At 51.5% G+C, this 495-nt stretch carries 1 protein-coding gene; it reads right to left on the bottom strand.

The window, feature by feature from the left end; genetic code table 11:
- Positions 1–495: hypothetical protein (locus ACTHTS_RS11050; RefSeq protein WP_440370062.1), on the bottom strand; the 495-nt coding region annotated here is incomplete at both ends.

The following is a 495-nucleotide window of genomic DNA, read 5'->3' as shown; positions in this document are numbered from 1 at the left end:
TGGTCCTACCTGCCGAAGACTCCCTCCCCCTTTCTTTTCCTCCTTTTTCTCCCTTCTCCTTTCTTCCTTTTCCTCTCTGCTCCTTCCCCTTCCTTCTTTCTCCCCCCTCTCCTTCCTCCCTCCTTCTCCCTCCCTCCTTTTTCCTTTTCTTCTTCTTTCCTTCTCCTTCCCTTCTTTTTTCCTCCTCTCCTCCTTCTTCTCCCCTCCTCTCCCTCTTTCTTTCCTCCCTTCCCCCCTCTTTTTTTCTTTCCTTTTTTTCTCTGTTTCCCCCTTTTTTTCCTTCTCCCCCCTTCTTCTCTTTTGTCTCCTCCCTCTTCCCCCTCCTCTCCCCTCTTTTTCTCTTCCCCTTTCCCCCTCTCCCTGGCCTTCCTCTTTCCTCCTCTTTTCCTTTTTCTTCTTTGTCCCGCTTCTTTCCTCCTCTCCCTCCCCCTTCCTTTCTTCCTCCCTTTTTCCCTCCCCCTCCGCTACGTCCTTCCTTTTTTCTTCCCCTCTCCC

Origin of the sequence: Neisseria sp. P0019.S003 (genome assembly GCF_051957115.1) — a bacterium.
Classification (GTDB): Bacteria; Pseudomonadota; Gammaproteobacteria; order Burkholderiales; family Neisseriaceae; genus Neisseria; species Neisseria flavescens_D.
Note: the sequence above shows the minus strand (reverse complement) of the source record. Positions and strands in the feature narration are given on the sequence as shown.